General features: G+C 53.7%; 11 protein-coding genes. All 11 read left to right on the top strand.

The genetic code is table 11. The annotated features are described in order from the left end of the window. The first annotated feature begins 10 nt into the window (after window positions 1-10). The 11 genes from ftsI to ftsA are packed head-to-tail and all read left to right on the top strand — an operon-like array spanning window position 11 to window position 13,842. The gene (ftsI, locus tag AACU19_RS04195; protein ID WP_000642212.1) at window positions 11-1,777 is read left to right on the top strand and encodes a peptidoglycan glycosyltransferase FtsI; all 1,767 of its coding nucleotides are present in this window, start codon (window positions 11-13) and stop codon (window positions 1,775-1,777) included. After that, window positions 1,764-3,251 (top strand): UDP-N-acetylmuramoyl-L-alanyl-D-glutamate--2,6-diaminopimelate ligase, encoded by a 1,488-nt coding sequence (gene murE / locus AACU19_RS04190; protein WP_105278716.1) that lies wholly within the window; start codon window positions 1,764-1,766, stop codon window positions 3,249-3,251. Before ftsI ends, murE begins: the two co-directional genes overlap by 14 nt. Continuing rightward, window positions 3,248-4,606: a UDP-N-acetylmuramoyl-tripeptide--D-alanyl-D-alanine ligase gene (murF, locus tag AACU19_RS04185; RefSeq protein WP_105278715.1), complete on the top strand. Its 1,359-nt coding sequence runs from the start codon at window positions 3,248-3,250 to the stop codon at window positions 4,604-4,606. The genes murE and murF overlap by 4 nt, the downstream gene beginning before the upstream one ends. After that, on the top strand, window positions 4,600-5,682 hold the full coding sequence (gene mraY / locus AACU19_RS04180; protein WP_000964131.1) for a phospho-N-acetylmuramoyl-pentapeptide-transferase: 1,083 nt from the start codon (window positions 4,600-4,602) through the stop codon (window positions 5,680-5,682). Before murF ends, mraY begins: the two co-directional genes overlap by 7 nt. A 2-nt stretch (window positions 5,683-5,684) precedes the next feature. Further along, on the top strand, window positions 5,685-7,001 hold the full coding sequence (murD, locus tag AACU19_RS04175; RefSeq protein ID WP_000796457.1) for a UDP-N-acetylmuramoyl-L-alanine--D-glutamate ligase: 1,317 nt from the start codon (window positions 5,685-5,687) through the stop codon (window positions 6,999-7,001). Continuing rightward, complete coding sequence (gene ftsW / locus AACU19_RS04170) at window positions 7,001-8,245, top strand: cell division protein FtsW (protein WP_001295532.1); 1,245 nt, start codon at window positions 7,001-7,003, stop codon at window positions 8,243-8,245. Before murD ends, ftsW begins: the two co-directional genes overlap by 1 nt. Beyond that, window positions 8,242-9,309: an undecaprenyldiphospho-muramoylpentapeptide beta-N-acetylglucosaminyltransferase gene (gene murG, locus AACU19_RS04165; RefSeq protein ID WP_105271193.1), complete on the top strand. Its 1,068-nt coding sequence runs from the start codon at window positions 8,242-8,244 to the stop codon at window positions 9,307-9,309. Before ftsW ends, murG begins: the two co-directional genes overlap by 4 nt. A gap of 53 nt (window positions 9,310-9,362) precedes the next feature. Further along, complete coding sequence (murC, locus tag AACU19_RS04160) at window positions 9,363-10,838, top strand: UDP-N-acetylmuramate--L-alanine ligase (protein ID WP_001096048.1); 1,476 nt, start codon at window positions 9,363-9,365, stop codon at window positions 10,836-10,838. Then, on the top strand, window positions 10,831-11,751 hold the full coding sequence (gene ddlB / locus AACU19_RS04155) for a D-alanine--D-alanine ligase (RefSeq protein ID WP_105278714.1): 921 nt from the start codon (window positions 10,831-10,833) through the stop codon (window positions 11,749-11,751). The genes murC and ddlB overlap by 8 nt, the downstream gene beginning before the upstream one ends. A 1-nt stretch (window position 11,752) precedes the next feature. Further along, window positions 11,753-12,583 carry a cell division protein FtsQ gene (ftsQ, locus tag AACU19_RS04150; protein ID WP_000075744.1) on the top strand — a complete coding sequence of 277 codons (831 nt, stop codon included), beginning with the start codon at window positions 11,753-11,755 and terminating at the stop codon, window positions 12,581-12,583. Then, window positions 12,580-13,842, top strand: coding sequence for a cell division protein FtsA (gene ftsA / locus AACU19_RS04145; protein WP_000588474.1), 1,263 nt, complete (start codon window positions 12,580-12,582; stop codon window positions 13,840-13,842). Before ftsQ ends, ftsA begins: the two co-directional genes overlap by 4 nt. Window positions 13,843-13,872 lie beyond the last annotated feature (30 nt).

Below are 13,872 nucleotides of genomic sequence, written 5' to 3'. Positions count from 1 at the left end.
AACGCGACGCATGAAAGCAGCGGCGAAAACGCAGAAACCAAAACGTCAGGAAGAACATGCCAACTTTATCAGTTGGCGTTTTGCGTTGTTATGCGGCTGTATTCTCCTGGCGCTGGCTTTTCTGCTCGGACGCGTAGCGTGGTTACAAGTTATCTCCCCGGATATGCTGGTAAAAGAGGGCGACATGCGTTCTCTTCGCGTTCAGCAAGTTTCCACCTCCCGCGGCATGATTACTGACCGTTCTGGTCGCCCGTTAGCGGTGAGCGTGCCGGTAAAAGCGATTTGGGCTGACCCGAAAGAAGTGCATGACGCTGGCGGTATCAGCGTCGGTGATCGCTGGAAGGCGCTGGCTAACGCACTCAATATTCCGCTGGATCAGCTTTCAGCCCGCATTAACGCCAACCCGAAAGGGCGCTTTATTTATCTGGCGCGTCAGGTAAACCCTGACATGGCAGAGTACATCAAAAAACTGAAACTGCCGGGGATTCATCTGCGTGAAGAATCTCGCCGTTATTATCCATCCGGCGAAGTGACCGCTCACCTCATCGGCTTTACTAATGTCGATAGTCAGGGGATTGAGGGCGTCGAGAAGAGTTTCGATAAATGGCTTACCGGACAGCCAGGCGAGCGCATTGTGCGTAAAGACCGCTACGGTCGCGTAATTGAAGATATCTCTTCCACCGACAGCCAGGCGGCACACAATCTGGCGCTGAGTATTGATGAACGCCTGCAGGCGCTGGTTTATCGTGAACTCAACAATGCGGTGGCCTTTAACAAGGCTGAATCCGGTAGCGCCGTGCTGGTGGATGTCAACACCGGTGAAGTGCTGGCGATGGCTAACAGCCCGTCATACAACCCAAACAATCTGAGTGGCACGCCGAAAGAGGCGATGCGTAACCGTACCATTACCGACGTCTTTGAACCGGGCTCAACGGTCAAACCGATGGTGGTGATGACCGCGTTGCAACGTGGCGTGGTGCGAGAAAACTCGGTACTGAATACCGTTCCTTATCGAATTAACGGCCACGAAATCAAAGACGTGGCACGCTACAGCGAATTAACCCTGACCGGGGTATTACAGAAGTCGAGTAACGTCGGTGTTTCCAAACTGGCGTTAGCGATGCCGTCCTCAGCGTTAGTAGATACTTACTCACGTTTTGGACTGGGAAAAGCGACCAATTTGGGGTTGGTCGGAGAACGCAGTGGCTTATATCCTCAAAAACAACGGTGGTCTGACATAGAGAGGGCCACCTTCTCTTTCGGCTACGGGCTAATGGTAACACCGTTACAGTTAGCGCGAGTCTACGCAACTATCGGCAGCTACGGCATTTATCGCCCACTGTCGATTACCAAAGTTGACCCCCCGGTTCCCGGTGAACGTGTCTTCCCGGAATCCATTGTTCGCACCGTAGTGCATATGATGGAAAGCGTGGCGCTACCGGGCGGCGGCGGCGTGAAGGCGGCGATTAAAGGCTATCGTATCGCCATTAAAACCGGTACCGCGAAAAAGGTCGGGCCGGACGGTCGCTACATCAATAAATATATTGCTTATACCGCAGGCGTTGCGCCTGCGAGTCAGCCGCGCTTCGCGCTGGTTGTTGTTATCAACGATCCGCAGGCGGGTAAATACTACGGCGGCGCCGTTTCCGCGCCGGTCTTTGGTGCCATCATGGGCGGCGTATTGCGTACCATGAACATCGAGCCGGATGCGCTGACAACGGGCGATAAAAATGAATTTGTGATTAATCAAGGCGAGGGGACAGGTGGCAGATCGTAATTTGCGCGACCTTCTTGCTCCGTGGGTGCCAGACGCACCTTCGCGAGCACTGCGAGAGATGACACTCGACAGCCGTGTGGCTGCGGCGGGCGATCTCTTTGTAGCTGTAGTAGGTCATCAGGCGGACGGGCGTCGATATATCCCGCAGGCGATAGCGCAAGGTGTGGCTGCCATTATTGCAGAGGCGAAAGATGAGGCGACCGACGGTGAAATCCGTGAAATGCACGGCGTACCAGTCATCTATCTCAGCCAGCTCAACGAGCGTTTATCTGCACTGGCGGGCCGCTTTTACCATGAACCCTCTGACAATTTACGTCTCGTGGGCGTAACGGGCACCAACGGCAAGACTACGACTACTCAGCTTCTGGCGCAGTGGAGCCAACTGCTTGGCGAAACCAGCGCGGTAATGGGGACTGTTGGTAACGGCCTGCTGGGAAAAGTGATCCCGACAGAAAATACCACCGGTTCGGCAGTCGATGTTCAGCATGAGCTGGCGGGACTGGTGGATCAGGGCGCGACTTTTTGCGCAATGGAAGTTTCCTCCCACGGACTGGTACAGCACCGTGTGGCGGCATTGAAATTTGCGGCGTCGGTCTTTACCAACTTAAGCCGCGATCACCTTGATTATCATGGTGATATGGAACACTACGAAGCCGCGAAATGGCTGCTTTATTCTGAACATCATTGCGGTCAGGCGATTATTAACGCCGACGATGAAGTGGGCCGCCGCTGGCTGGCAAAACTGCCGGACGCGGTTGCGGTATCAATGGAAGGTCATATCAATCCGAACAGTCACGGACGCTGGTTGAAAGCGACTGAAGTGAACTATCACGACAGCGGTGCGACTATTCGTTTTAGCTCAAGCTGGGGCGATGGCGAAATTGAAAGCCATCTGATGGGCGCTTTTAACGTCAGCAACTTGCTGCTGGCGCTGGCGACACTGCTGGCGCTGGGCTATCCACTGGCTGATCTGCTGAAAACTGCCGCACGCCTGCAGCCGGTTTGTGGACGTATGGAAGTGTTCACTGCGCCAGGCAAACCGACGGTAGTGGTGGATTACGCGCATACGCCGGATGCACTGGAAAAAGCCTTGCAGGCTGCACGTCTTCACTGTGCAGGCAAGCTGTGGTGCGTCTTTGGCTGTGGTGGCGATCGCGATAAAGGTAAGCGTCCACTGATGGGCGCGATTGCGGAAGAATTTGCTGACGTGGCGGTGGTAACGGACGATAACCCGCGTACCGAAGAACCGCGCGCTATCATCAACGATATTCTGGCGGGAATGTTAGATGCCGGACATGCCAAAGTGATGGAAGGCCGTGCTGAAGCGGTGACTTGCGCCGTTATGCAGGCTAAAGAGAATGATGTGGTACTGGTCGCGGGCAAAGGTCATGAGGATTACCAGATTGTTGGCAATCAGCGTCTGGACTACTCCGATCGTGTCACGGTGGCGCGTCTGCTGGGGGTGATTGCATGATTAGCGTAACCCTTAGCCAACTTACCGATATTCTCAACGGTGAACTGCAAGGTGCAGATATTACCCTTGATGCTGTAACCACTGACACGCGAAAACTGACGCCGGGCTGCCTGTTTGTTGCCCTGAAAGGCGAACGTTTCGATGCCCATGATTTTGCTGACCAGGCGAAAGCTGGCGGTGCGGGTGCACTACTGGTTAGCCGTCCGCTGGATATCGATCTGCCGCAGTTAATCGTCAAGGATACGCGTCTGGCGTTTGGTGAACTGGCTGCATGGGTTCGCCAGCAAGTTCCGGCGCGCGTGGTTGCTCTGACCGGTTCCTCCGGCAAAACCTCCGTTAAAGAGATGACGGCGGCGATTTTAAGCCAGTGTGGCAACACGCTTTATACGGCAGGCAATCTCAACAACGACATCGGTGTACCGATGACGCTGTTGCGCTTAACGCCAGAGTACGATTACGCAGTAATTGAACTTGGCGCGAACCATCAGGGCGAAATTGCCTGGACTGTGAGTCTGACTCGCCCGGAAGCGGCGCTGGTCAACAACCTGGCAGCGGCGCATCTGGAAGGTTTTGGCTCGCTTCCGGGTGTCGCGAAAGCGAAAGGCGAAATCTTTACCGGTCTGCCGGAAAACGGTATCGCCATTATGAATGCCGACAACAACGACTGGCTGAACTGGCAGAGTGTGATTGGCTCACGCAAAGTGTGGCGCTTCTCACCGAATGCTAACAACAGCGATTTCACCGCCACCAATATCCACGTGACCTCGCACGGTACGGAATTTACGCTGCAAACCCCAACGGGTAGCGTCGATGTTCTGCTGCCGTTGCCGGGGCGTCACAATATTGCGAATGCGCTGGCAGCCGCTGCGCTCTCCATGTCCGTGGGCGCAACGCTTGATGCTATTAAAGCGGGGCTGGCAAATCTGAAAGCTGTTCCTGGCCGTCTGTTCCCCATTCAACTGGCGGAAAATCAGTTGCTGCTCGACGACTCCTACAACGCTAACGTCGGCTCCATGACCGCCGCTGTTCAGGTACTGGCTGAAATGCCGGGCTACCGTGTGCTGGTGGTGGGCGATATGGCGGAACTGGGCGCTGAAAGCGAGGCCTGCCATGTACAGGTGGGCGAAGCGGCGAAGGCGGCGGGTATTGACCGCGTGTTAAGTGTGGGTAAACAAAGCCATGCTATCAGCACCGCCAGCGGCGTTGGTGAACATTTTGCCGATAAAACTGCGCTTATCACACGTCTTAAATCACTGATTGCTGAGCAACAGGTAATTACAATTTTAGTTAAGGGTTCACGTAGTGCTGCCATGGAAGAGGTAGTACGCGCTTTACAGGAGAATGGGACATGTTAGTTTGGCTGGCCGAACATTTGGTCAAATATTATTCCGGCTTTAACGTCTTTTCCTATCTGACGTTTCGCGCCATCGTCAGCCTGCTGACTGCGCTGTTCATCTCATTGTGGATGGGCCCGCGCATGATTGCTCATTTACAAAAACTCTCCTTTGGTCAGGTGGTGCGTAACGACGGTCCTGAATCACACTTCAGCAAGCGCGGTACGCCGACTATGGGCGGGATTATGATCCTGACAGCGATTGTGATCTCCGTGCTGCTGTGGGCATACCCGTCCAACCCGTATGTCTGGTGCGTGTTGGTCGTGCTGGTCGGTTACGGTGTTATTGGCTTCGTTGATGACTATCGCAAAGTAGTGCGTAAAGACACCAAGGGGTTGATTGCTCGCTGGAAGTATTTCTGGATGTCAGTTATTGCGCTGGGTGTTGCTTTCGCTTTGTACCTTGCCGGGAAAGACACGCCCGCAACGCAGCTGGTGGTCCCGTTCTTTAAAGATGTGATGCCGCAGTTGGGGCTGTTCTACATTCTGCTGGCTTACTTCGTCATTGTGGGCACCGGCAACGCGGTAAACCTGACCGATGGTCTTGATGGCCTGGCGATTATGCCGACTGTATTCGTCGCCGGTGGTTTTGCGCTGGTGGCATGGGCAACCGGCAACATGAATTTTGCCAGCTATTTACACATACCGTATCTGCGACACGCCGGGGAACTGGTCATTGTCTGTACCGCGATAGTCGGGGCAGGGCTGGGCTTCTTGTGGTTTAACACCTATCCGGCGCAGGTCTTTATGGGCGATGTAGGTTCGCTGGCGTTAGGTGGCGCGCTGGGCATTATCGCCGTACTGCTGCGTCAGGAATTCCTGCTGGTGATTATGGGCGGCGTGTTTGTCGTTGAAACCCTGTCGGTTATTTTGCAGGTCGGCTCCTTTAAACTGCGCGGACAACGTATTTTCCGCATGGCACCGATTCATCACCACTATGAACTGAAAGGCTGGCCGGAACCGCGCGTCATTGTACGTTTCTGGATTATTTCGCTGATGCTGGTCCTGATTGGTCTGGCAACGCTGAAGGTACGTTAATCATGGCTGATTACCAGGGTAAAAATGTCGTCATTATCGGCCTGGGCCTCACCGGGCTTTCTTGCGTGGACTTTTTCCTCGCTCGCGGTGTGACGCCGCGCGTTATGGATACGCGTATGACACCGCCTGGCCTGGATAAATTACCCGAAGCCGTAGAACGCCACACGGGCGGTCTGAATGATGAATGGCTGATGGCGGCCGATCTGATTGTCGCCAGTCCCGGTATTGCACTGGCGCATCCATCCTTAAGCGCTGCCGCTGATGCCGGAATCGAAATCGTTGGCGATATCGAGCTGTTCTGTCGCGAAGCACAAGCACCGATTGTGGCGATTACCGGTTCTAACGGCAAAAGCACGGTCACCACGCTAGTGGGTGAAATGGCGAAAGCGGCGGGGGTTAACGTTGGTGTGGGTGGCAATATTGGCCTGCCTGCGTTGATGCTGCTGGATGATGAGTGCGAACTGTACGTGCTGGAGCTGTCGAGCTTCCAGCTTGAAACCACCTCCAGCTTACAGGCGGTAGCAGCGACCATTCTAAACGTGACTGAAGATCATATGGATCGCTATCCATTTGGTTTACAGCAGTATCGTGCGGCAAAACTGCGCATTTATGAAAATGCGAAAGTTTGCGTGGTTAATGCTGATGATGCCTTAACAATGCCGATTCGTGGTGCGGATGAACGCTGCGTTAGCTTTGGTATCAATATGGGCGACTATCACTTGAATCATCAGCAGGGTGAAACCTGGCTGCGGGTGAAAGGCGAGAAAGTGTTGAACGTGAAAGAGATGAAACTTTCCGGTCAGCATAACTACACCAATGCGCTGGCGGCACTGGCGCTGGCAGACGCAGCTGGTTTGCCACGCGCCAGTAGCCTGAAAGCGTTAACTACGTTCACTGGTTTGCCGCATCGCTTTGAAGTGGTGCTGGAACATAACGGTGTGCGCTGGATTAACGACTCGAAAGCGACCAATGTCGGCAGTACGGAAGCGGCGCTCAATGGCCTGCACGTAGATGGCACGCTGCATTTGTTGCTGGGCGGCGATGGTAAATCGGCGGACTTTAGTCCGCTGGCACGTTACCTGAATGGCGATAACGTACGTTTGTATTGTTTCGGTCGTGACGGCGCGCAGCTGGCGGCACTGCGCCCGGAAGTGGCAGAACAAACCGAAACCATGGAACAGGCGATGCGCTTGCTGGCTCCGCGTGTTCAACCAGGAGATATGGTTCTGCTCTCCCCAGCCTGTGCCAGCCTTGATCAATTCAAGAACTTTGAACAACGAGGCAATGAGTTTGCCCGTCTGGCGAAGGAGTTAGGTTGATGCGTTTATCTCTCCCTCGCCTGAAAATGCCGCGCCTGCCAGGATTCAGTATCCTGGTCTGGATCTCCACGGCGCTAAAGGGCTGGGTGATGGGCTCGCGGGAAAAAGATACCGACAGCCTGATCATGTACGATCGCACCTTACTGTGGCTGACCTTCGGCCTCGCGGCGATCGGCTTTATCATGGTGACGTCCGCATCAATGCCTATCGGACAACGCTTGACTAACGATCCCTTTTTCTTCGCTAAGCGTGATGGCGTCTACCTGATCCTGGCGTTCATTCTGGCGATCATTACTCTGCGTCTGCCGATGGAGTTCTGGCAACGTTACAGCGCTACGATGCTACTCGGTTCAATCATCCTGTTGATGATCGTTCTGGTAGTGGGTAGCTCTGTTAAAGGGGCATCGCGTTGGATCGATCTCGGCTTGCTGCGTATCCAGCCTGCGGAGCTGACAAAACTGTCGCTGTTTTGCTATATCGCCAACTATCTGGTGCGTAAAGGCGACGAAGTGCGTAATAACCTGCGCGGCTTCTTGAAACCGATGGGCGTGATTCTGGTGTTGGCAGTGTTACTGCTGGCACAGCCAGACCTTGGTACGGTGGTGGTGTTGTTTGTGACCACGCTGGCGATGTTGTTCCTGGCGGGGGCGAAATTGTGGCAGTTCATTGCCATTATCGGTATGGGCATTTCAGCGGTTGTGTTACTGATCCTCGCCGAACCGTACCGTATCCGCCGTGTTACCGCATTCTGGAATCCGTGGGAAGATCCCTTTGGTAGCGGCTACCAGTTAACGCAATCGCTGATGGCGTTTGGTCGCGGCGAACTGTGGGGGCAAGGTTTAGGTAACTCGGTTCAAAAACTGGAGTATCTGCCGGAAGCACACACTGACTTTATTTTCGCCATTATCGGCGAAGAATTAGGTTATGTCGGTGTGGTACTAGCACTTTTAATGGTATTCTTCGTCGCTTTTCGTGCGATGTCGATTGGCCGTAAAGCATTAGAAATTGACCATCGTTTTTCCGGTTTTCTCGCCTGTTCCATTGGCATCTGGTTTAGCTTCCAGGCGCTGGTTAACGTAGGTGCGGCGGCGGGGATGTTACCGACCAAAGGTCTGACATTGCCGCTGATCAGTTACGGTGGTTCGAGCTTACTGATTATGTCGACAGCCATCATGATGCTGTTGCGTATTGATTATGAAACGCGTCTGGAGAAAGCGCAGGCGTTTGTACGAGGTTCACGATGAGTGGTCAAGGAAAGCGATTAATGGTGATGGCCGGCGGAACCGGTGGACATGTGTTCCCGGGACTGGCGGTTGCGCACCATCTAATGGCTCAGGGTTGGCAAGTTCGCTGGCTGGGGACTGCCGACCGTATGGAAGCGGACTTAGTGCCAAAACATGGCATCGAAATTGATTTCATTCGTATCTCTGGTCTGCGTGGTAAAGGTATAAAAGCACTGTTAGCTGCGCCTCTGCGTATTTTTAACGCCTGGCGTCAGGCACGGGCGATTATGAAAGCGTTCAAACCTGATGTGGTGCTCGGTATGGGCGGCTACGTATCAGGTCCAGGTGGACTGGCAGCGTGGTCGTTAGGCATACCGGTTGTACTTCATGAACAAAACGGTATTGCGGGCTTAACCAATAAATGGCTGGCGAAGATTGCCACCAAAGTGATGCAGGCGTTTCCAGGCGCTTTCCCTAATGCGGAAGTGGTGGGTAATCCTGTTCGTACCGATGTGTTGGCGTTGCCACTGCCGCAGCAACGTTTGGCTGGTCGTGAAGGTCCGGTTCGTGTGTTGGTAGTGGGCGGTTCTCAGGGCGCTCGTATTCTTAACCAAACAATGCCGCAGGTTGCAGCAAAGCTGGGCGATTCAGTCACTATCTGGCATCAGAGCGGCAAAGGTTCGCAACAAACCGTTGAACAGGCATATGCCGAAGCAGGGCAACCGCAGCATAAAGTGACGGAATTTATTGATGATATGGCGGCAGCGTATGCGTGGGCAGATGTCGTTGTTTGCCGCTCCGGTGCGTTAACGGTGAGTGAAATTGCCGCAGCGGGGCTACCGGCATTGTTTGTGCCGTTTCAACATAAAGACCGCCAGCAATACTGGAATGCGCTACCGCTGGAAAAAGCGGGCGCAGCCAAAATTATCGAGCAGCCACAGCTTACTGTGGATGCTGTCGCCAACACCCTGGCCGGGTGGTCGCGAGAAACCTTATTAACCATGGCAGAACGCGCCCGTGCTGCATCCATTCCGGATGCCACCGAGCGAGTGGCAAATGAAGTGAGCCGGGCTGCCCGGGCGTAATTGTAGCGATGCCTTTTGCATCGTATGAATGTAAGAAGTTAATGGCGTAAAGAATGAATACACAACAATTGGCAAAACTGCGTTCCATCGTGCCCGAAATGCGTCGCGTTCGGCACATACATTTTGTCGGCATCGGTGGTGCCGGTATGGGCGGTATTGCCGAAGTTCTGGCCAATGAAGGTTATCAGATCAGTGGTTCCGATTTAGCGCCAAATCCGGTCACGCAACAGTTAATGAATCTGGGAGCGACGATTTATTTCAACCATCGCCCGGAAAACGTACGTGATGCCAGTGTGGTCGTTGTTTCCAGCGCGATTTCTGCCGATAACCCGGAAATTGTCGCAGCTCATGAAGCGCGTATTCCGGTGATTCGTCGCGCGGAAATGCTGGCTGAGTTAATGCGTTTTCGTCATGGCATCGCCATTGCCGGAACGCACGGCAAAACGACAACCACCGCGATGGTTTCCAGCATCTACGCAGAAGCGGGGCTCGACCCAACCTTCGTTAACGGCGGGCTGGTAAAAGCGGCGGGTGTTCATGCGCGTTTGGGGCATGGTCGATACCTGATTGCCGAAGCGGATGAGAGCGATGCATCGTTCCTCCATTTGCAACCGATGGTGGCGATTGTCACCAATATCGAAGCCGACCACATGGATACCTACCAGGGCGACTTTGAGAATTTAAAACAGACCTTTATTAATTTTCTGCACAACCTGCCGTTTTACGGTCGTGCGGTGATGTGTGTTGATGATCCGGTGATCCGCGAATTGTTACCGCGTGTGGGGCGTCAGACCACGACTTACGGATTCAGCGAAGATGCCGACGTGCGTGTAGAAGATTATCAGCAGATTGGTCCGCAGGGGCACTTTACGCTGCTGCGCCAGGACAAAGAGCCGATGCGCGTTACCCTGAATGCGCCAGGCCGTCATAACGCGCTGAATGCCGCAGCTGCGGTCGCTGTTGCCACGGAAGAGGGGATTGACGACGAGGCTATTTTGCGTGCGCTGGAGAGTTTCCAGGGGACAGGCCGTCGTTTTGATTTCCTCGGTGAATTCCCGCTGGAGCCAGTGAATGGTAAAAGCGGTACGGCAATGCTGGTTGATGACTACGGTCACCATCCGACCGAAGTGGATGCCACCATTAAAGCGGCGCGTGCAGGCTGGCCGGATAAAAACCTGGTAATGCTGTTTCAGCCGCACCGTTTTACCCGTACGCGCGACCTGTATGATGATTTCGCCAATGTGCTGACGCAGGTTGATACCCTGTTGATGCTGGAAGTGTATCCGGCTGGCGAAGCGCCAATTCCGGGAGCGGACAGCCGTTCGCTGTGTCGCACAATTCGTGGACGTGGGAAAATTGATCCCATTCTGGTGCCGGACCCGGCGCAGGTAGCCGAGATGCTGGCACCGGTATTAACCGGTAACGACCTGATTCTCGTTCAGGGGGCTGGTAATATCGGAAAAATTGCCCGTTCTTTAGCTGAAATCAAACTGAAGCCGCAAACTCCGGAGGAAGAACAACATGACTGATAAAATCGCGGTCCTGTTGGGCGGGACCTCCGCTGAGCGGGAAGTTTCTCTGAATTCTGGTGCAGCGGTGTTAGCCGGGCTGCGTGAAGGCGGTATTGACGCGTATCCTGTCGACCCGAAAGAAGTCGACGTGACGCAACTGAAGTCGATGGGCTTTCAGAAAGTGTTTATCGCGCTACATGGTCGCGGCGGTGAAGATGGCACGCTGCAGGGTATGCTCGAGCTGATGGGCTTGCCTTATACCGGCAGCGGAGTGATGGCATCTGCGCTTTCAATGGATAAACTACGCAGCAAATTGCTTTGGCAGGGCGCTGGTTTACCGGTAGCGCCGTGGGTAGCATTAACCCGCGCAGAGTTTGAAAAAGGCCTGAGCGATAACCAGTTAGCAGAAATTTCTGCCTTAGGTTTGCCGGTTATCGTTAAGCCGAGCCGCGAAGGTTCCAGTGTGGGAATGTCAAAAGTAGTAGCAGAAAATGCTCTACAAGATGCATTAAGATTGGCATTTCAGCACGATGAAGAAGTATTGATTGAAAAATGGCTAAGTGGGCCGGAGTTCACGGTTGCGATACTCGGTGAAGAAATTTTACCGTCAATACGTATTCAACCGTCCGGAACCTTCTATGATTATGAGGCGAAGTATCTCTCTGATGAGACACAGTATTTCTGCCCCGCAGGTCTGGAAGCGTCACAAGAGGCCAATTTGCAGGCATTAGTGCTGAAAGCATGGACGACGTTAGGTTGCAAAGGATGGGGACGTATTGACGTTATGCTGGACAGCGATGGACAGTTTTATCTGCTGGAAGCCAATACCTCACCGGGGATGACCAGCCACAGCCTGGTGCCGATGGCGGCACGTCAGGCAGGTATGAGCTTCTCGCAGTTGGTAGTACGAATTCTGGAACTGGCGGACTAATATGTCGCAGGCTGCTCTGAACACGCGAAACAGCGAAGAAGAGGTTTCTTCTCGCCGCAATAATGGAACGCGTCTGGCGGGGATCCTTTTCCTGCTGACCGTTTTAACGACAGTGTTGGTGAGCGGCTGGGTCGTGTTGGGCTGGATGGAAGATGCGCAACGCCTGCCGCTCTCAAAGCTGGTGTTGACCGGTGAACGCCATTACACGCGTAATGACGATATCCGGCAGTCGATCCTGGCATTGGGTGAGCCAGGTACCTTTATGACCCAGGATGTCAACATCATCCAGACGCAAATAGAACAACGCCTGCCGTGGATTAAGCAGGTGAGCGTCAGAAAGCAGTGGCCTGATGAATTGAAGATTCATCTGGTTGAATATGTGCCGATTGCGCGGTGGAATGATCAACATATGGTAGACGCGGAAGGAAACACTTTCAGCGTGCCGCCAGATCGCACCAGCAAGCAGGTGCTTCCAATGCTGTATGGCCCGGAAGGCAGCGCCAATGAAGTGTTGCAGGGCTATCGCGAAATGGGGCAGATGCTGGCAAAGGACAGATTTACTCTGAAGGAAGCGGCGATGACCGCGCGGCGTTCCTGGCAGTTGACGCTGAATAACGATATTAAGCTCAATCTTGGCCGGGGCGATACGATGAAACGTTTGGCTCGCTTTGTAGAACTTTATCCGGTTTTACAGCAGCAGGCGCAAACCGATGGCAAACGGATTAGCTACGTTGATTTGCGTTATGACTCTGGAGCGGCAGTAGGCTGGGCGCCCTTGCCGCCAGAGGAATCTACTCAGCAACAAAATCAGGCACAGGCAGAACAACAATGATCAAGGCGACGGACAGAAAACTGGTAGTAGGACTGGAGATTGGTACCGCGAAGGTTGCCGCTTTAGTAGGGGAAGTTCTGCCCGACGGTATGGTCAATATCATTGGCGTGGGCAGCTGCCCGTCGCGTGGTATGGATAAAGGCGGGGTGAACGACCTCGAATCCGTGGTCAAGTGCGTACAACGCGCCATTGATCAGGCAGAATTGATGGCAGATTGTCAGATCTCTTCAGTATATCTGGCGCTTTCTGGTAAGCACATCAGCTGCCAGAATGAAATTGGTATGGTGCCTATTTCTGAAGAAGAAGTGACGCAAGAAGATGTGGAAAACGTCGTCCATACCGCGAAATCGGTGCGTGTGCGCGATGAGCATCGTGTGCTGCATGTGATCCCGCAAGAGTATGCGATTGACTATCAGGAAGGGATCAAGAATCCGGTAGGACTTTCGGGCGTGCGGATGCAGGCAAAAGTGCACCTGATCACATGTCACAACGATATGGCGAAAAACATCGTCAAAGCGGTTGAACGTTGTGGGCTGAAAGTTGACCAACTGATATTTGCCGGACTGGCATCAAGTTATTCGGTATTGACGGAAGATGAACGTGAACTGGGTGTCTGCGTCGTCGATATCGGTGGTGGTACAATGGATATCGCCGTTTATACCGGTGGGGCATTGCGCCACACTAAGGTAATTCCTTATGCTGGCAATGTCGTGACCAGTGATATCGCTTACGCCTTTGGCACGCCGCCAAGCGACGCCGAAGCGATTAAAGTTCGCCACGGTTGTGCGCTGGGTTCCATCGTTGGAAAAGATGAGAGCGTGGAAGTGCCGAGCGTAGGCGGTCGTCCACCGCGGAGTCTGCAACGTCAGACCCTGGCAGAGGTGATCGAGCCACGCTATACCGAACTGCTCAACCTGGTCAACGAAGAGATATTGCAGTTGCAGGAAAAGCTTCGCCAACAAGGGGTTAAACATCACCTGGCGGCAGGCATTGTATTAACCGGTGGCGCAGCGCAGATTGAAGGGCTTGCAGCTTGTGCTCAGCGCGTGTTTCATACGCAGGTGCGCATCGGCGCGCCGCTGAACATTACCGGTTTAACGGATTATGCTCAGGAGCCGTATTATTCGACGGCGGTGGGATTGCTTCACTACGGGAAAGAGTCACATCTTAACGGTGAAGCTGAAGTAGAAAAACGTGTTACAGCATCAGTTGGCTCGTGGATCAAGCGACTCAATAGTTGGCTGCGAAAAGAGTTTTAATTTTTATGAGGTCGACGATAATTACGGCCT

The sequence above is a fragment of the Escherichia sp. MOD1-EC4550 genome, from assembly GCF_963876935.1.
Taxonomy (GTDB): Bacteria; Pseudomonadota; Gammaproteobacteria; order Enterobacterales; family Enterobacteriaceae; genus Escherichia; species Escherichia coli_F.
Note: the sequence above shows the minus strand (reverse complement) of the source record. Positions and strands in the feature narration are given on the sequence as shown.